This is a genomic window from Chromobacterium sp. W521 (genome assembly GCF_052805975.1).
The window spans coordinates 32,857-51,391 of record NZ_JBRBAF010000015.1; the positions used below are offsets into that span (position 1 = coordinate 32,857).

At 52.4% G+C, this 18,535-nt stretch carries 7 protein-coding genes and 2 pseudogenes; 3 read left to right on the plus strand and 6 right to left on the minus strand.

Going from position 1 to position 18,535, the window contains the following annotated elements; genetic code table 11:
• Positions 1–1,870 precede the first annotated feature (1,870 nt).
• A pseudogene (locus ACUXV1_RS20270) lies at positions 1,871–2,821 on the minus strand (IS3 family transposase).
• Positions 2,822–3,712: 891 nt separating this feature from the next.
• Here ACUXV1_RS20270 and ACUXV1_RS20275 point away from each other — a divergent pair.
• The 3 genes from ACUXV1_RS20275 (at position 3,713) to ACUXV1_RS20285 (ending at position 8,411) form a co-directional block, all read left to right on the plus strand.
• Positions 3,713–5,782 (plus strand): prolyl oligopeptidase family serine peptidase, encoded by a 2,070-nt coding sequence (locus ACUXV1_RS20275; RefSeq protein WP_446016329.1) that lies wholly within the window; start codon positions 3,713–3,715, stop codon positions 5,780–5,782.
• Between the two features lie 377 nt (positions 5,783–6,159).
• On the plus strand, positions 6,160–7,953 hold the full coding sequence (locus tag ACUXV1_RS20280; protein ID WP_446016331.1) for a S8 family serine peptidase: 1,794 nt from the start codon (positions 6,160–6,162) through the stop codon (positions 7,951–7,953).
• Positions 7,950–8,411 (plus strand): hypothetical protein, encoded by a 462-nt coding sequence (locus ACUXV1_RS20285; RefSeq protein ID WP_446016332.1) that lies wholly within the window; start codon positions 7,950–7,952, stop codon positions 8,409–8,411. The genes ACUXV1_RS20280 and ACUXV1_RS20285 overlap by 4 nt, the downstream gene beginning before the upstream one ends.
• 193 nt (positions 8,412–8,604) lie before the next feature.
• Here the strand turns inward: ACUXV1_RS20285 and ACUXV1_RS20290 are convergent.
• From ACUXV1_RS20290 to ACUXV1_RS20310, 5 genes and pseudogenes are all read right to left on the minus strand, one after another.
• A pseudogene (locus tag ACUXV1_RS20290) lies at positions 8,605–9,324 on the minus strand (helix-turn-helix domain-containing protein).
• Between the two features lie 88 nt (positions 9,325–9,412).
• Positions 9,413–10,540, minus strand: a complete 1,128-nt coding sequence (locus ACUXV1_RS20295; RefSeq protein WP_446016334.1) for a methyl-accepting chemotaxis protein — start codon at positions 10,538–10,540, stop codon at positions 9,413–9,415.
• Positions 10,541–10,901: 361 nt separating this feature from the next.
• Positions 10,902–11,276, minus strand: coding sequence for a cupin domain-containing protein (locus tag ACUXV1_RS20300; protein ID WP_446016335.1), 375 nt, complete (start codon positions 11,274–11,276; stop codon positions 10,902–10,904).
• Between the two features lie 215 nt (positions 11,277–11,491).
• The gene (locus ACUXV1_RS20305; protein ID WP_446016841.1) at positions 11,492–15,322 is read right to left on the minus strand and encodes a hypothetical protein; all 3,831 of its coding nucleotides are present in this window, start codon (positions 15,320–15,322) and stop codon (positions 11,492–11,494) included.
• A 184-nt stretch (positions 15,323–15,506) separates the two neighbouring features.
• Complete coding sequence (locus ACUXV1_RS20310) at positions 15,507–18,338, minus strand: TcfC E-set like domain-containing protein (RefSeq protein ID WP_446016338.1); 2,832 nt, start codon at positions 18,336–18,338, stop codon at positions 15,507–15,509.
• Positions 18,339–18,535 lie beyond the last annotated feature (197 nt).

The following is an 18,535-nucleotide window of genomic DNA, read 5'->3' on the forward strand; positions in this document are numbered from 1 at the left end:
GGTCACATAGCCCCACCAACTCGCTTAACTCCCACTGCCCGTTTTGACACCATGCAAAACCGTCTCGCTAATATATCCCAGTACTGGGGTGAAGTCTCTACACATTGAAACGATATCTCCTCGGAACTATCCATTGAACTCAAGACTATCGGCAGCGCCCAAAAACTTAAAGCATACCAGTGACCCTCAGTCGATAAAACGTTAAGATATTGCCTCTGGGACAGAGTATCTTTTCCCCTTACTTCCACATACTGCACGACCTCTTTCACTCTTATCTTGTAGTCCTTCCCGTTCTCTAGCAGCATACAATTTTTTTGCCGGCAAGAAACATCCAAATCCAACAACCGAGTAGCATCACTGGCTGAAGAAATTAGAGGAAAGCCAACTGTTGCGCACACCGACCATACCATAACTATCTTACGGACATTTAGCATAACATTTTCCATATAATTAACTTTTTTTACATAATTTACTACCATTTATTCTGAAAAAACTTCATAACCTAGATCATGGCATTCTGCATACCTAGAATAGTTCTATATTTTTTCAGCTGCACTACAGGTGTTCTCAACGACTCAAGGCCAAGCATCGGTTTATATTATTGGGCGGTCTCTGCTGTATCGGCTGAAGCGTTGTTTTTGCTGTGCCACTGCTGATGATTGATTACCCAGATAGCGGCTTTTTTTCAGATTCGAACATGAAATTCTATATATTATCGCTCCGATTACCAGCAGAGCCGACCATCATAGGGAGTCTCATGTTCATAGCAGCCTGAGATAAACGTTATACAAAGCTTATCGTCATTATCGCAAATTACTTCAAAATCATCTGAATACCAGCTGATGTTCAACTCACCTCGGTAACACTGTTATCGTGCCGGCGTGATTCCCAGAGGTGCATCTAAGAACCTGTTTATGAGCTGCTGCACTGCGGCGAGACGACATTGACAACCGCTTCGAAATGGTCATATACCGCTTGTACATTCAGCTTTCTCAACGGTTTTCGCCATTTTTCACCCTTACCTCGCAAGATCGTAAGCACGTTCTAAGAGCACCTCTTGCCCACATAGACATTAGATCTAATTTAACGATGACCACAGTTAAGTCTTTGGGGGGCAACCTGACTGTAGTTGTAACTGTTAAATTCCAATAAATTTTTCTTGACCTGCAACAAGTCTCATTTCATCAATCTTACAATACTGAAAACATCACCTAACTTCAAGCAGGTCAACTTTAAAATGAGCCGCCCAAATAATTCACACACTATACCTAGAGATAATACCGGCTTAGAAACAAACCGAGCATTAGGTTTTGTAACGCCTAGATCTCCAGGTTAAAGAATTCAACTACTTTGCAGCAGCTGACTAATCATTAGGACAACTAGTCAACTGCAAGCTGAGAGAATTTTACGTGCAGATAATATCGCTTAAGACCGCTACTTTGGTGCCATTTAACTGTGCATATATTTGAAAATTTAATATTATTTTTATTGTAAAAAAATACGCACCAAGCTTTTAAATAAAAAAAAGGAGAGTTATAGACTCTCCTTGAAGTACTTCTACTGTCACGCCATCTGACGCCCTAAAACGGATAATCTGCTTTTAAATTTCAAAAGCATTATCCTTATAATTAAACAAAACCGCGAACAAAAAAATCAGTGGACACTTAAATTTAGTAAAATCCAAAAATCCGCTATCTTAAATACCAACTTTACTGTGAGTATCTAAGGACTCCTGACCTTCCGTCAGGACTAGGACTAAGGCCTACTTAGTGCGGCTAACAAAATTCCTGATGCTGCGTTGCGCAGACTTGCCGTACTCAAGTACTGACTGCGTCGGCGCGCCTTGCCTCAGCCGTAACACTGATTTTTGTTAGCCGCTCTTAGTAAAGTCGGTTAAAAACTCCTGCTCCTCCTCCGCTGGTTCCCCCATGCCGAAGCCCGCTGCAAATGCTGCAGGTGTTTGATAGTCCAGCGAGCAGTGTGGTCTTGTTTCCTTGTAATCCTTGCGCCACACCGCAAGCTCGGCCCGAACATGCGAGAGACTCATGAACCAGTGCTCGTTCAGGCAATTCATCGCGTAAGCGCCCGTTGACGCTCTCGATGTAGGCATTTTGTGTGGGCTTGCCTGGCTGCGTCAGTTTCAGCTGAATGCCCTTGCTGCTGTCCCACTGGTCCAGCCCATTGCCGGTAAATTTGGGGCCCTGATCCGTTCTGATCGTGGCCGGGCATCCCCGGAATCGGGCCTGCCTGCTTCAGTCCGGACCACGTAGTGCCCCGAGATCCCGTAATCGACGACCACGGCAACGCATTCCTTGCTGAAATCATCCACGATATTGATCACCTTGATGCGTCGACCATTGGCCAGCGCATCCGATACAAAGTCCATCGACCACACCGCATTGGACCGATCTGGTCTTTCCAAGGGCTCTCGTTCCACGGCCACGCCATGACGCTGCTTCCGTCGCCTAACCATCAAGCCCGCTTCACGATACAGCCGGTAGACCCGCTTGTGGTTCGCCCGCACACCTTCGCGATTCACCACCTCACGCTTCTACTGCGGGGTCAATGCTTTACCCGAGTGCAACTTTAAGTGCCTCGGCGTCCACGATAGCCTCGGCCAGCAAGCACTTCAACCGGGCATTCTCGGTTTCAAGCTCCTTCAGCCTTTTGGCATCTGAAACCTCCATGCCACCGAGCTGAGCTCACCAGTTGTAGAACGAGGCATCGCTAAAGCCATGCTGCCGACACAGCTCCTTCACTGCTACGCCGGCTTCATAAACCCGATAATTTGTTCTTCCGTGAATCGTTTTTCATGTCCAATCTCCGTGTGAGGTTGATTGGACTCTAAAGTCACGTGCTACTCAATACTGGGGGGGTGGGGGGGGGACGTGGGGAGAGCAAGTCACCGCACACACTCACTTGAACAAGTTCTTTATTCTTGGCTTGGTTTTCTAGCACAGGTTTTCCAATAGCGGCAATTATCTCTGAACGAAAAGATCATAGACTGCTTTTTAGATCTTCATCATAGCACATTGAATCGTTGATACCCTTGGGTAGGGCGAGATCAGCACCCCCCATTTTTAAGTGTTAACTGATTTTTTGCATGACATTGCTGTAGTTTGATGATAGGTAAATTCATAAATCCTTTGTGTTATTAAAAACAACTGACAAATCGCTGATATTGTTTTGCATTGACTAGTTGTCCTCAATAAAGAGTAAGCTCCCTTTTTGCTGAACTGCAACATCGTAGTCTGTATCACCGCGCTTTAAAACTGAGTTTTGTTGACCAGCATAAAAAAGAATTTTTGGCTCTGGGAACAGGCTGATAAAGCCGCAAGTGTTCATGCCAAGCCGACATGATTGACGGGTAAAAAATTAATTAACCAATAGGAATGACGTTGAAAGTTTATGTAAGGAATTTCGTGTAATGACAAAACAGATAGAGCCGTGGCTGGCCAAGAACCTGTATACGATCTGCTGCGCGCTGTGAGACGCGACACGGTGAGTACCGCTTCGAAATGCTCATGTACCATTTGTACATTCCGCTTTCTCAGCCGTTTTCGCCTCGCGAAATCGTAAACACGCTTTTGGAAATAAGCCAGCGGGCTTCACCGGTGCGCGTACCGACAAGCCTGAATAGCAAGCTGGAAGCAAAGCTGATTGTCAAGGCATGGTATTCCTGCCTAAAACGGGAAACGTTCATATACACCTTATGAAAGCCAGACTGTTCATTTTCGCCACCTTGCTACTCACCGCACAGAGTCATGCGGTGGATGATGCTTATCTATGGTTGGAGGCCATACAGGGCCAGGATGCGCTGCAATGGGTAAAACAACAGAACCAGCAGACCAGGAAGGCTCTGAAGAGCCACGAAATATTCCCAGCGCTGAAGCGCGATATTCTGTCCGTATTGGATTCTGACGCCCGCCTGCCGGTCATCGAAAAAATAGGCGAGCGTTACTACAACTTCTGGCGCGATGCTGCGCATCCGCGCGGCCTGTGGCGCAGCGTCTCCCTAGACGAGTACCGTAAGGCAGATCCCTCCTGGGAAACCGTGTTGGATTTGGACCAGCTGGCGCGCGAGGAAAAAGAAAACTGGGTGTGGCAGGGCGCGGACTGCGTTAAGCCGCAACAAGACCGCTGCCTGATCCATCTGAGCCGCGGCGGCGGCGACGCCGCCGTAGTGCGCGAATTCGACCTGCCGGGCAAGCGCTTCGTCGCAGATGGTTTTGTCTTGCCGGAAGCCAAAAGCGCGGTGAGCTGGAAAGACGGCGACGCGCTGTATGTCGCCACCGATTTCGGCAATGGCGCGCTGACCGCCTCCGGCTATCCGCGCATTGTCAAGCAATGGAAGCGCGGCCAGCGCCTGGAGCAGGCCGCCATACTGTTCGAAGGCAAGACCAGCGACATCATGGTCAGCCCCAACCGCGTCGACAGCGCGGGTTACCAGTATCACCTGATCCGTCAAGACAGCAGCTACTTTAACAATATCCTTTATTTGCAGCGCGACGGCATGTGGCAAAAACTGGACAAGCCCGGCCATGTCGACGCCAGTTTCCATGGGCCGTGGCTGCTGTTGAAGCCCCACCAGGGCTGGAACGTGGGCGGGCATGACTGGAAAGCCGGCAGCTTGCTGGCCATCAAACTGGACCGTTACCTGCAAGGCAAGCGCGACTTCAGCCCTTTGTTCCAACCCAGCGCCTCCACCTCCCTGGCCGAAATCACCGACATTCGCAACGCCCTTATTCTGACAGTGCTGGACGATGTCAAAAGCCGGCTGGTGGAATGGCAGGTAGTGGACGGCAAATGGGAGTCGCGCCCGGTGGCGGCACCCGCCCACGGCAGCATCAGCATCAGCGCGGTAGACAGCAACGATTCCGACGCTTATTTCTTTATTTTCACCGACTTCCTGACGCCGACCTCGCTATCGCTGGCCCATGCCGGCATTGACGCGCGCGAGCCGCTCAAGCAACAACCGGCCTTCTTCGACGCCAGCCCCTACCGCATCCAACAGTTCTTCGCCAGGTCGAACGACGGCACCCGGGTGCCCTACTTCGTGGTGGCGCGCAAGGATTTGAAGCTAAATGGCAAGAACCCGACGCTGTTATACGGTTACGGCGGTTTTGAAGTGTCGCTGAGGCCCTATTACAACGGCGCCCTGGGTAGGGCCTGGCTGGAACGAGGCGGCGTCTACGTGCTAGGCAATATCCGCGGCGGCGGCGAATACGGACCGGCTTGGCACGAGGCGGCATTGAAGCAAAACCGCCAGAAGGCCTACGACGATTTCTCGTCCATCGCCAAGGACCTGGCGCAACGCGGCATCGCCAACGCGCGCCACTTGGGCATCATGGGCGGCAGCAATGGCGGCCTGCTGATGGGGGTGATGCTGACCAAATATCCGCAGCTGTTCCAGGCCGTCGTCTGCCAGGTGCCGTTGCTGGACATGCGGCGCTTCCACACACTCTTGGCCGGCGCCAGCTGGGTGGATGAGTACGGCAATCCAGACCAGCCAGCAGACTGGGCGTTTATCAAACGCTATTCGCCATACCAGAATATCCGAGCTGGCACCGCGTATCCGGCCACGCTGTTCATCACCTCCACCCTGGACGATCGCGTCCATCCTGGCCACGCCCGCAAGATGTACGCGGCGATGAAGCAGCTGGGCGCCAATGTGCGCTACTACGAACGTACCGAAGGCGGCCACGGCTCCGCCGCCAACCACGAAGAGGAGGCCGCCATCGCCGCGATGGAATACGCCTTTTTGTGGCAGCAACTGCGCTGACCTTGTACGGCTCCGCCAGGAGCGTCTCAATGTAAACGCAATACATGATCCCTGCCGAGCCAAGGTGAGTTCTCTGGCCCGCATTATTGGAAACGCTGTTTCAAGGAAGAAAGAAGGGGGTGCTTGACCGTCAAAAAACCTTTTTACATCGAAAAAAGCCAGGCAGAAGACGAAAAGTCCGCTGAAATCGCACGAAAACTGGGGCTCTGGCCGCGCGCCCTCCAATTTCGTACCGATACTTTGCCTAGTCTATTGATCTAAAAGCCGTTTTTGCATGGAAATCGCTGCCAGATGAATAGGTAGGGTGATCAGGCGGATTCAGCCTTGGCCAGTAACGAGTAAGCCGTTGTTCGACAAGCGATACATTAGGAGAAAGCATGCAGATCAAGGCCACTATCCAGGCAACAGCGCTCGCGTTGACCGCGCTTGCCAGTCAGGCCGCAACGCCTTTACAAGCAAGCAACCCACTGGTGTCACAACAGTGGTATTTACAAAATACCGGCCAGAACGCCTTTTCCAAGCGTGGAGGCCTACCGGGGATTGATCTCAACCTAGCGGCGACCCACACCGCAGGGATACGTGGAGAGGGCGTGACCATAGCCATCATCGACGATGGGCTGGAAATCCGCCACCCGGACCTATCGCCCAACATCGCTGCTGGCTCAAGGAATTTCCTGAATTCAACCGACGATCCCACCCCAAAGTCCGGAAGGTACGCTCATGGCACTGCTGTCGCCGGCATCGCCGCGGCGGCCGAGGCCGGTCCCATCAGCGTACGCGGCGTGGCGCCCGCAGCCCGGCTGCAAGGCTTCAACTTCTTGCAACCGGGAGTTCAGAACACCGTCAACTGGTTGCACGCCCACGGCAAACTACTCAATAACCAACCCTCAGCCGCCCGGGTGTTTAACCAGAGCTATGGATCTTCTCCGCTCAAGAGCCAGCCAGGTAATCCAATCTCGGATACCAATAGCTTCATCCGTGAGGATACCTACGAAGAAATGAGCACCAGTAGCCATAATGGCAAAGGCGTGGTGTTTGTGAAATCGGCGGGTAATGAATTCGAGGATATCACGATTGACAATAATGGTAGTTACATCGTCGGCCATGAGGGCAACAGCGGCTTGCCGATGCAGGATGCAAACCTGACATTCGATAACAGCAATTACTGGAACATCGTGGTGTCGGCCCTGAATGCTGACGGGGTGCGCTCGTCTTATTCCAGTGTTGGCGCCAACGTGCTATTGACCGCGCCAGGAGGGGAATATGGCTTGGACTCACCAGCCATGGTGACTACCGACTTGATGGGTTGTGCCCGTGGAAACAACACCAGTAAGCTCGCGGTGGAAAACAAACTGCATGGCGGAAGCGCCATAGACCCCAACTGCAATTACAGCGGCATCATGAACGGCACCTCTGCCGCCGCCCCGGCCGTATCTGGAGCAATTGCGTTGGTGATGTCAGCCAAGCCAGAGCTGAGTGCGCGGGATATCCGCAATATCCTGATCAAAACCGCACGTCAAGTGGACGCCGACAATAAAGGCGTTACGCTTAGCTTTGCAGGCAAGAGCGGGGCGATGCAATCTTTCAGGGCCATCCCAGGCTGGCAGAAAAACGCTGCGGGATTGTCCTTCCATCCGTTCTACGGTTTTGGCCTGGTCGATGTGGACCGCGCCGTAGCAATGGCGCGGATCTACGACAAGCCGCTGCCATCTCTGCAAAAGACCCAGTGGCAAACAGTTCCAGTGGCGAAACCTATTCCGGATGCTGAGCAAAACGGAGTAGAAAGCCACTATGTAAACCAGAACGACTTGACGGTGGAAGCCGTACAGGTATTGGTAGATGCCAAGCATGGCCGTGCCAACGACCTGGCGGTAGAATTGATCTCTCCATCCGGCACCCGCTCCGTCCTGCTCACCCCGCGAACCGCATTGGTAAATGAAACCTACGGGCTCAATCAGCAACGCTTGCTGTCCAATCAGTTCTATGGGGAGCGGGCCAAGGGGCGGTGGACCCTCCGCGTGGTTGATACAAATAGTGGGGAATACAAGTATATTTATCACGATGGCTCCACCCGGAGCACAACCGTCAGATCTTTACCTAAACCCCAAGAATCTGGTCTGCTGCAATCTTGGTCCATTCGTTTCATCGGCCACAACGGGAGCGATGCATGAACAAAACCCATTTGATATTCAGTAGTCTGCTCATCCTGTCCTCCATGGCGCTGGCAACTGACGGTCTGGCTTTGCTACCCAAGCCAAGCGGGCAGGCTATTACGATTAACGGCAAACTCTACTACAAGCCAGCTCCGACTGTTGCAAAGTCGGGCGGCATCATGCCCCGCAGTTCAACCCCTGTTACCCTGCACCGCGGCGAATTATTGCAACCAGCTAGCCAACGCGAGCTGGCAACGGTCAGCGGCATGATTTTCGTTCGGCTAATCACTCCGGCCGACGAAGCTGCCGTCGCGCGCGCCTATGACCTGAGACCGAAAGTTCGTACGCAAAACGTTGTGGTATTTGATACGTCGCCACAGGTAGAGTTATTGTCGCTGCAACAACGTCTGCAAGCCGATAAGCGTGTAAAACAAGTGCAGCTAGAACTGGCAAGCGATACGGAACAGCCGAAGTAGTACCTTCCCACTGGCCAGCTAGGCTGACCAGTGGGAAAGGGGGCGACAATTCATATCCCATATGGGCTCCATGTTATGATCTGTAAAAGTTCAGACTTGATCTGACTGTCACCCGTTTTGACGGTGCCCGATTGTCAGATCAACTAAGCTTGTCGACCTTTTCCCTCCATTCCGATTGGCCTTCGATAAAGGTCTACAACGGCGTACGGCCGCAGCGCAACTTTCCCTGGTGGATTCGCTCTTGGGTGTAGTGAATCAGCCAGGCATCCAGATCGGCCTGTAACTCGTCGAGCGTCAGGTAAAGCTTCTTGCGGAACACCACCTGGTAAAACGCCTGCAGAATCGTTTTGTGGAAGTGCTCGCAGATACCATTCGTCTATGAATGCCGCGCCTTGGTCTTGGTGTGTTCAATGTCGTTCACCGCCAAGTACAGCTGATAATTATTGCCTCCTGGCTTGCCGCAATACTCCGTGCCGCGATCGGTAAGGATGCGCAGTACGCCCATCTCATGCTCAGCTAGGCGATCACCCGCTCCAAGGCCTGCAGCCGTTGCTTGAACGACGCTAGATCGTGCCGCAGCCAAATAGAACGGACACCAGAAGGGGGGACAAACACGCCGCGCTAGCGCAGTTCGTTGCTGACGCGAACCTGTCCATGCGCCGGCTGCTCGGTCGCATAGGCGACGACGGCGGCTTCTATGATCTCGTCTATGCGGTTCTTGTAGTTGGGCTTGCGCTGGCTAGCATTGAATAACGTCTGGACGCCACCTTCTGCGACCGCATTCTGGTAACAATAAACAGTGCCGCGGGACATGCCCATCATTTTGCAGGCATTGGACACATTACCCAGCTCGGCTGGCCAAGTTTAATAAGCCGATCTTGTGCTTGATGATGTTCTGATTGAGACTAGCCATCGACGACATCTAAAGCGCGGCGGGCCTTGAACCACCTCCCAGCAAATCATCCATGCAGTTCGGATACAGAGTCCCGGCTCCGATATCGTCAGCTTTTCTGAGAGATTTCTAGCAGCTTTTCGGCGATGTCTTGCGACGTGGCCGCCTGCTCCTCCGCCGCATTGGCGATTTGCACCACGAAATCACGCATATGGTTGATTTCACGGACAATGGCTTCCAAAGCCTGTTCCGCACACAGGAAATCGCTCTCCGTGGCGGTCACCGTGTTGCGGCCTTCTTCGATAGCTTTCACGTTTTGAAGCACTTCGGTCTGGATCATGCGTATCATTTCGCCAATCTCCTGCGTCGCCGTGGCGGTGCGCTCCGCCAGCTTGCGCACTTCATCCGCCACCACGGCGAAGCCGCGGCCCATTTCGCCGGCGCGCGCCGCCTCGATGGCGGCGTTCAAGGCCAACAAATTGGTCTGATCGGCAATATCCTTGATCACGCTGATGATCTGACCGATGGTGTCCGAGCGCGCGCCCAGCGAAACCAGGCTGTCCGCGGTGTGGCGCACCATGGCGCCAACGCTCTTCATGCCATTGCTGGTTTTGCCAACAATGGTGGAGCCCTTGCGGCTCTCCTCCAACATCAGCTCTGCGGATTCGGAAGCGGAAGAAGTTTGCACCGCCACATTCTGGATGCTGGCGCTCATCGCCTGCATATTTTCGGAAAGCTCATTGATGCGCGCCTCCAGGAATTGCCGGCGCTTGTCGTTTTCTTCCTGCAATTGACGCGCTCTTTCCTCAGCCGACACATCTTTAAAGCTGGCCATGAAACAAAGCAGCTTGCTGCTATCTTGCCGACTCCAGATCGGGAAAACCTTGGTTTCAAAAATTACATCGCCCACTGGAATCTGCGCGCTGTGAAACGGCATCTTGCGGGCGGCCAAGTCCGCCAGAATTCTTCTATTGTGCGAGGGGTCTCGATGGAACTGATGGATGCTGTGATTCATCGCCTGATTCACGTCCACGCCAGCGTCAAAGCGCTGGTTCAGCGAAACATGGTGCTTCTTGAGCACATCGCGCGCCGTCTTGTTCATATAGAAAATCACATTGTCCGGACCGGTGTCGCACAACATGATTAGATTGTCGCTATTATCCAGCACGCACTGAAATTGATGGATGGTTTGTTCCAAATCTTCCGATTGCGCGGATTTATTAAACCAGCCTGTCATGACCACCTCCTAAGAACGATGATATCGGGCGCGGCCGACGAGATGGCCATGCCAGGGCCGCCGGTAGGCGCGATGGCTTGAGGATCAAGTCGGACACGCTGCAAGCGGCGCGCTGCCATCCGGCATGCGCGACACCCCAAACACCTGCCAAAGCGATGCGCCTAGAACCTGTTTACGATCTGCTGCGCGTCGTGAAACCTGGCTGGTGAGTGCAACTTCAAAATGCTCATATACCGTGTGTACACTGCGCTTTTTCAACCGCTTTCGCCTGATCTCGCCCTTGCTCGCGAGATTGCAAACAGGTTCTTAATAATTTAAAACCTAGAAACCAGCTATCCGGTCCGACGCGCGCTGGGCAGCTTCATTCCCGCCACTGCGGCGGCTCAAACACCGCATAAGTTTTGCAAGCGGGCTCCAACACCTGCCAGGTGCCAACAAAGCCGGCGGGAATCACAAAATGCTCGCCCGGCATCAACTCCACACTCTGTCCAGCCTCATCGTAAATCCTCACCCGGCCTTTCAGCAGGGAACAGAATTCATCTTCCTTGTAGCGCACTTTCCAGTGCCCCAGACCGCCGCTCCACATACCGCAGTGAAACCTGCCGCTGGGGTCGGAATAATGATTGACCACACTTTGCCTGCATTCGCCAACGATGCGGACCGCCTCCGGCGCGGCAAAGGATTGCTCCGCCGCCTCGTGACGCTGGAATACAATGATGTCGCTAATCTGCTTCATATTGCTAAACTCCATTTCAGTTTCAATATCCCACGCAACAGGGCAAAACAAAGAAATATTCAATGATTAAAAACCGCTAAACATCGCTGGCAAAACTCAGTTTCACGCCTGAGCCAAGGCGCGCCGACGCAGGCTGAGCACGGCAAGCCGGCGCAACGCGGCATCAGGGTTAACGGCTCTTAGCCATAGCCGCAATACCCTCCCGCTCTGATTTATCAGCGCCAAACGGTCTCCACTTTAAGAGAAACGCTGCCCTGATAAACATCAATAGGTATCGAGCGCAAGTCCGTCGTTCGCCCCCCGCACTCGCCATTCAACTCTTTTAAATAAATGGGAATACCAAATTGACTAGTCAGCTTGGTAGCTCCGCTATAGGGCAATGAGCCTGTATAACTGAAAACCGGCTCACGCTTGCGATCAACCTTTTCGAACTCAAATACAGGCTTCAAAAAGCACGATCTATGAAACCGCCCTTGCAAACGCGTGTCACCCTGAACGGATACATTAAGCGCGACATTGCCACTGTCTGGCGCACTGCCTGTAGGCTTGACCAGGAGATGATAAGGAGGCTCTTGACCCCAAGCGCTCGCCGAATCAAGCACAATATTCCACTGTTTTTCAGGTAAAATAAAATCAAATCCGCCAACCGAAACGCGAGCGTCATGCCAAGATACTGAATCAAAATTTATTTTCATTTCCTTCTTCCCAACCTGAAGAAAAGCAGTCACCGGAACAGTCTCTCCCTTTTTGGATTTTTTAAAAGGGACAGTCAACCTTCCTAAATTCCTTGAACAATCAGCATTGACATAAATACTAGCACCGTCAATCACTTCAATCCCCGGGTTAACACCACCACAAGACCATTGTGCCTCGCTTAAATCCAATAGTTCAGAGCCACTCTCCACTCTAAACTTAAACTTACCTCCTGAAATAAATACATAGTTTGGCCTCACCCAAAAAACGTCCAGCAGCAACTCAGAAGGCGTTCTTTTAATAGGCTTTACTTTAAAATCACGAGGAGCTAAAAGAGTGAGCGAATTTCTATAGGGTTGATTATATGCGCCTACCGACACCGAAAGACCTATGCCAACGTCAGATCTGCCTCCGCCTATACCCAGCTCTAGAAACGGCACATCTTTGATAGTGAATGAATATTTAACTTTTTTAGAAGAATCTGAATGTTGCGGCAAAGTCAATTCGTAAATGCCATTACCCAAATCTTGAATATCAACCTGCTTATCGTGGGGGATAATGTTGACTGCCAAACTCTCCAGTGATACAAGGACACGATTGCGCTGGTCATTCCCGCTAACAGTAAAGTCAAAATATATATCTGACAAACCACTCACTGCCATCTTATTTTGATCTTCAGGATTGCTATGTAAAGTTAAACCATCTGGCTGGCTCGGAGATATAACTAACTTGATTTCTTGAGCATCGTAAGTCGGTGCCACAGAGCTAGCCTTCACCTCTAATGCTGCTTTTATAGTTACAATATCTTTTATTTCTACATTTGACTTGCAGCTTATAGCGTAACTAGCTTGATGACGTTTGAAATTTACTATACTCCCGCTCCCATGCTTAGTGGCTGTAAAATCATCATTAGAATTACAACTAAATTCAACAACATCAGTAACATCTCTTATTTTTACCACATTAACTCTAAGCTGAAGCGATGCATGAGCAGAGCGATCCGCCATGCGAACGATAACTTGAAAAGCCAATTTACCTTTGTCTATACCTTTGTCGTAAAAAAACTGAGGGTGGTCGATCCCCTTAGACAAATCCCCACCACTAATACGAGCGATTCCATTAATACTACTATCTACAACATTAAACTTTGCCTCTGGTCGTACATTACTTTTCTTGAACAGAGCAGCGAAAGTTTTTTCCCCAGGATAGAAGCCAACATCATGTAATATGACTAACTTCTTAGCATTAGTCAAAGGACTCAATATTAACTTTGACTCTTGGCCTCCCGTGGCAGTCTGAACCTCAACCTTTAAAAGCTCATTCGATTCGGACAGCTGCTGCACTATCCAAGTATTGTTGTTAACGACCTTCACTTTCGGATCGCTAGCCGAATAATTTAAAGTTAAAATCAATTCATCTCCTCGCACAAAATCTGAAAGTAGATATGGCCGATTAAAAACCACTGTAATCTTAGCTTGAGAGTGATTACGTATAAAGCTACCACTCTCACCATTCAACTTATTAACATGAATATCCGAAACATGAAGAGGGCCTGTAATAATCTTCGCCTGCGCCAGATCCAAGCTCAGAAACTTTTCTGGCAGCGTCCACAACAAGTCTAACTTGAATCTATCCGCAGGCCGCTTCGCCGCAAAGAAGCTCATCTCCAGCGCCTGGCTTATATAGCGGTCTCGCAGCTGCTGCAAAGCCTCCGACAGGTTTTTTTCCTTGAGCCGGCCTTTTGCCAAACTCTTCCAATGCTCAATTTGCGCTTGCTCTGGCTTAGCAATGAACAGTTCGATTTTACCGCCGCTCTTAAACCGAGAAAGCGCTACGCTCTCTCCCAGCGGCAGCCAGTCTCCGCCCACTCGATAACGCGCATTCAACGCCTTCAATGAACCCAGCCGGCCGCCTACCATGAAACGCGTATCCCCATCCACATCCGTGCCGCCCTCGGCGCTGTCGATTTGGCGCAACACGCAAACCAGGCCGGCCTGGCCCCCTACGCTGTCTTGACGACAAGCCTCGCCTTTTGGCGAGCTCAGCTTCAACTGCCCGCTTTTGACGATATTGCTGCGCCATATCTGGCGCTGGCCGTCCACCGCCCCTTCCAGCCCCAACAGAACTTGCGCCCCTAGCCCGCGCGCGCGCATGCCATCCAAGGACGAGGCCTTCAAAATCACCCCGCCGCCCTCAGGATCAGCTCCACCCTCCACCCCCTGAGGCAGCTTGAGAGACTGGAGCTTGAAGCCATTCGCGCCATGTTCCCCCAGCCGCCAGCGCAAGGCCCGCGGCTCGCCAAAAAGGGCTTGGCCGTCATGACCATGCGCGGTGGCCACGTAACTGCCGCTTTGCGCGTCCTCAATCAGCACCACGCCCAAACGCGATAAACGCAATGGACTGTGTTGGCGCAAGCCCGGGCTCCCCTGCAGCTCGCGCATGACATTGTCGCGTAAAGACAGTTTAAAACCGTCATCGACGCGCGCCGACGAATCAAACACCGCTTCCAATAACTGCGACAAGCGCTCTGGCGTCTTGGGCAGGCGCTCTACCATGCGCTCCCGCTGCTCCGCCGACGGAAACTTTTTGGGCAGCGGCAAAAAAACCTCGATGCCGCCCTGGCCGTTAAAGGCATTCAGCCCCGTTGACTGACCCAAGCTCAGCCAAGCGCCGCTCCCCACCCGATAATAGGCATTCCGGGCGTCCTCACCCAGCGTAGAACGCACCGTGAACTTCAGCTTGCCAGCCGCATTGAAAGCCATGCCGTCTGCGCCGCGCCCGGCATAGCGGCGCAGCTCGCAGAGCTTGCCATCGATATGATTGACACGCTCGTCGCGGCAGGCCGACCCTCCGCCCGCCGGCGGGTCCAGGCGCAACACCGCGCTCTTTAGCACCGCCGCGCGCACCGCCTTGCCTCGGTAAATGGCTTGTTTGGCTTGTTGTTTGTCTTGCACGTCCAGCGCTAGGCTGGCGCCCAGATCCAATTGGCGAAACCGATTAAAAGCCTGCTCGGTGAAAGGGAAGAAATTCTTGCCGCCGCGTGGCGCAAACACCCCAGGCATCACCCCCAAACGGCTTTGCACCTCATCCGCCTTGAACTCCGCCGGCGGGCGCCAGCCCAAGAGCGTCTTCGCTCCCGCGCCCACCCTGGCGGCGCCGTAAATAGCGCCCATGCGAGCATCGCTGACCCCGAGCGTGCTGACATATTGGACATCCGCGGCGCGGTCCTCGATAAGCAACAACTCATAACGGCCGGTGAGGGTTTCCGACGGCGCGGAAGGCTGGGCATGTCCGCTCATGGACAGCAATAAGCCCGCCATCAACGCGCCAAAGACAATAGACCGAGAAAACATATAGACACCTAAACAGGAAATAAAAACTCATACTCGTCAAGAAAAGGCTAAGCGCCGCTGAGGGCGGCTAAAAGCGGCTAACAAACCCCTGATGCCGCGTTGCGCCGCATCAAGGGTTATCAGCGTATCCAAGCGCCGTACAACAATGTCCTTGCGGATCAATGAGGCAGGCCCGCCGCCGCCCTCATCCCGCCTCCAAGGGCTTCACGAGCAAGGGCTTGGTGTCTCCGCCACGCCAAACAACGTCCCCCAGCCAAACAGCGGTACCCGCTGTTTTAAGCTCCATCCTCACATCAAAAACCTCGCCCGCTTGGGCGGTCTCTACGCGTAACTCAGGGAAAGCCCGATCCACGTCAATGGAAAAATAACCATTGTCATCGCTCTGCGCCATGCCAATATGGTTTTGCACGCGCGCATGGCGTAAAGGCGAGCCGTCCGCCATGGCCAGCCGGCCAAATACCGTTACCATTGTTTTAATCGCCGGCTTGAGGTTGACCACGTTGCCCGGATAGAGCATGAAAGTGTGCTCGCCGCCGGACACCTGGTAAGAACTGGCCGCGGACTTGGTGTTTCGCACCGCGACACGATACTCCTTGAAAGCCGGCAAACTCAGGACATTAGCGCCGCTCTCCAAGGGATGGCTACGGCCGTCAATCTCCGCCTCCAGCTCGCCTCGGCTCACTTCAGGCAACTGGATCACGACGGCGGCGACATCCTCCCGATCGCTCCCGCCCGCCGCCAGCCCATCAGGAGACCACGCTAGGCTGCCGCGGTGCGACAGGTTGAGGCTTTGGCTCGTCCCAGCCCCGCTCCAGGAGCCGGAACCGGAGCCATACCGTCCGGCATAGTCGGCATACACCCGCGCACGCACATCGTCGCGAGCGTTTTCGCCAAAATCCTTGCTCGCGCTAAGGCCAACCTGCTTAAGCAAACCGTCGCTAAACCGATGACTCGCGCTTAAATCCAGCGAACTTTGATCGCCCTGACGAGACACGCCCAGGCTAAAATCGCTGCCCAAAGCCAAAGTCATTGACAACGTGGCATACAGTTGGCGATTGCCTTGATTGACATTACCGCCGCGGCTCCAATTCGAGCCCATCTGCAAATCCATGGAACCCAGACTGCCTTGGTAAACCGTCTGTCGATAATCCAAACGCGTGGTGCGCTGCTGGGTATTCCGCTCTCGTTCATAACTGAGTCCAAGCGTGCCGGCCGCTTTCCACCATTTAGACAATGCGAGGGACAAGTGAGCGCTATCGCTATCACGCGCGCTCAATTGACGAATATCACGGCCCGGCTCGCTGCGCTCGCGCGTATACCAAAGCGACCCCATGCCGTCGGGCAAACTGATATCCAGCATCCCCATCCAGCGGCGATTGCCATTGCTGCCAAACAAATTCTGCAACTCAATGCGCGCGTTATCCCAGAGAGGCCACTTGACTCGCCCCTCTTGTGTCCAAAGATGACCGTTGCGATACAAAGAATTATCCCAATCCAAGTTTTGCCAAGCGCCGGATAGCGACAGCCCTAGCAACAACTTAGCCGTTTCCTTACTATCATGCTCGCGTTGACGGCTATGCCCGCCCCAAAACTGCCAGCTCAAATCTTGCCTAAAGCTTCTTTCATCGCTAGGTTTATTGATTCTCGCCATTTTACGCGCCACGATTTTCCCCCCCTGCACCACTTCCAGCTCTACATCATATAGGCCATTAGGCAACATCGAAGTATCTAAATTGTGGTTGCCCATTTCCATTCGTTGCACATTCAACAAACGGCCATCGCGAAGAATGCGCACATCGCCGGCGCTGGCAAGATACACAGTCACGGGAATCAATGATTGCGAACGATCAAGCATCACCGATCGGCTCACATTGCCATAGGAAAAACCATACAAACTATTGCTATCCAATGTCGATACATTGCCCAAGCTTTGCATCGACCAGCTTTCCAGCATGCCAAGCGAAAGGCTGCGGCCGCCAAAGTCGCGGCTATAAAGCGCGCGATCAATATTAAGGCTTTTACGGTTATCGCCGGATGCCTGATTAAGCGACCCGGACAAATTGATGCTATTCACACCCCAGCCGGTTAAGTTATTGAATTGCAAAAAATGAGAAGAAGTGCTTTTTCCTTGATTTTGGGAAAAATACCCATTTGCGCTGTATTGAAAGATATTGCCTAATTGCCGAGACTTAGGCGCCGCTAAAAAATACCGATGACTGATAGGCCGAGCACTGAAGCTGCCAGGCGCCGCCCACAACTCAGCCTTGAAAGTCAACATATTGAAATGCAATTGCTCATAATCCGAAAGAACTAAGCGCCCTCTTTCATCTAACTCTTTACCAACTCCAGCAAGAATTTGTTCTTTAAACTCCGAGCTTAATTGGGGACCATCGGGTCTTTCACGCCATATCAGCTGCTGTAGATACAATGCATCATCCAGTAATAGCAGCTTGATATCCGCAATGACCAAGTCTTTATCATGAGCCTCAGCATCGACATTGCGCAATAGCAAGGGCAATTCCATGCCGGACTTTAATAGCTGTACAATATCGTCAGACAGCCCAAGACTTTTCAATTCCGGAGGCTCTTCCCCCCAAGGCGAAACCCTGCGCGGCGAGCCGGGCTCCGCCGATAGCCGTTGTTTAGCCGCCGGAGCGTCAACAGGGGCGCCCTCGGGCAGGGCAGAATCAGTAGCCGTTTCCGGCCCCATGCCTTTATCCAAGCCAGGCTCTTCCGCTGCGGACTTATCTACCCGTTCGCATACATTAGCGCGGATGGCAGATACATCCGGTTGCCCATCATATTGTTGAACACCCGCACCCGTTGGCGACCCATGAGATACACCGCCGGTAGCCTCGGCTGACCGGTTGGAGCCGGGCGCAAGGCAGCCGCTGGAGCGGCCGTCTTGCTCACAAGCCGAACTCTCCACGGCCGACACTTGTGCTTTACTATGCGGAACATAACAGATAATCATCAGTACGAAAGACAAATGAACGATTGGAAAGTAGCGGATCATAAGCAAGCAACAATATCTACATAATTTAAAGGATTAACACAATGCGGGCACCACGAATCTGTATCAGCGTCATTTAACCAAGATTTGATAATGCACATTTAGCGAAAACAGTCGCAATAACATCAACAATCAGAAAATATCAATACAGTCGTGACAAAGAATTCAACACCACGCCAGGTGTTATAATAAAAAAGTGT

What these genes read in the sequence shown, in the direction of transcription:
- ACUXV1_RS20275 (WP_446016329.1), top strand. Translation starts at nt 3,713, where the DNA reads ATGAAAGCCAGACTGTTCATTTTCGCCACCTTGCTACTCACCGCACAG.
- ACUXV1_RS20280 (WP_446016331.1), top strand. Translation starts at nt 6,160, where the DNA reads ATGCAGATCAAGGCCACTATCCAGGCAACAGCGCTCGCGTTGACCGCG.
- ACUXV1_RS20285 (WP_446016332.1), top strand. Translation starts at nt 7,950, where the DNA reads ATGAACAAAACCCATTTGATATTCAGTAGTCTGCTCATCCTGTCCTCC.
- ACUXV1_RS20295 (WP_446016334.1), bottom strand. Translation starts at nt 10,540, where the DNA reads ATGACAGGCTGGTTTAATAAATCCGCGCAATCGGAAGATTTGGAACAA.
- ACUXV1_RS20300 (WP_446016335.1), bottom strand. Translation starts at nt 11,276, where the DNA reads ATGAAGCAGATTAGCGACATCATTGTATTCCAGCGTCACGAGGCGGCG.
- ACUXV1_RS20305 (WP_446016841.1), bottom strand. Translation starts at nt 15,322, where the DNA reads ATGTTTTCTCGGTCTATTGTCTTTGGCGCGTTGATGGCGGGCTTATTG.
- ACUXV1_RS20310 (WP_446016338.1), bottom strand. Translation starts at nt 18,338, where the DNA reads ATGATCCGCTACTTTCCAATCGTTCATTTGTCTTTCGTACTGATGATT.